The organism is Colwellia sp. NW0002-52-1 (assembly GCF_057550865.1).
The window spans coordinates 1-482 of record NZ_BAAJLU010000060.1 but is presented as its reverse complement, the minus strand read 5'-3'; the positions used below and the strand labels follow the sequence as shown (position 1 = coordinate 482).

Sequence of the window (482 nt, the reverse complement as noted above, 5' to 3'; positions counted from 1 at the left end):
ACACGACCGTCTGTTGCTATTCAAGGTGTGCAGCCGCAAAATATTACGCCATTTACCGCCACCTTTACGTTTAGTGAAGCGGTAGCTGACTTTATTGTCAGCGATGTAACACTTACCAATGCTACCGCGAGCGCTTTTACTACCGTAAGTAGCAGCAGTTATACCGCGTTGATCACTCCGATAGCCGATGGCACGATCACCTTGAATGTGAATGCCAATGTTGCCCAAGATGTTGCTGGCAACTTAAACACGGCAGCCGCGCAAGTGAGTACAGAATTTGATGCTATTTTGCCAACCGTAACGATTCAAAATGTCCCAGCGAATTCAAACACGGCATTTACCGCCACGTTTGCTTTTAGTGAAGCCGTCACTGGTTTTGAAGTGGGCGATATTTCATTAATTAATGCCAGAGCGAGCGCTTTTACTTCGGTGAACAGTAGCACGTATACCGCTTTGATCACGCCATCGGCTCAAGGGTTAGT

Annotated in this window: 1 protein-coding gene; it reads left to right on the top strand. The window is 47.1% G+C overall.

Annotated features, from left to right (window positions below; all coding sequences use genetic code 11):
• A partial coding sequence (locus AC27H3_RS18090; protein ID WP_487108113.1) for an Ig-like domain-containing protein occupies window positions 1-482 on the top strand: 482 nt, incomplete at both ends.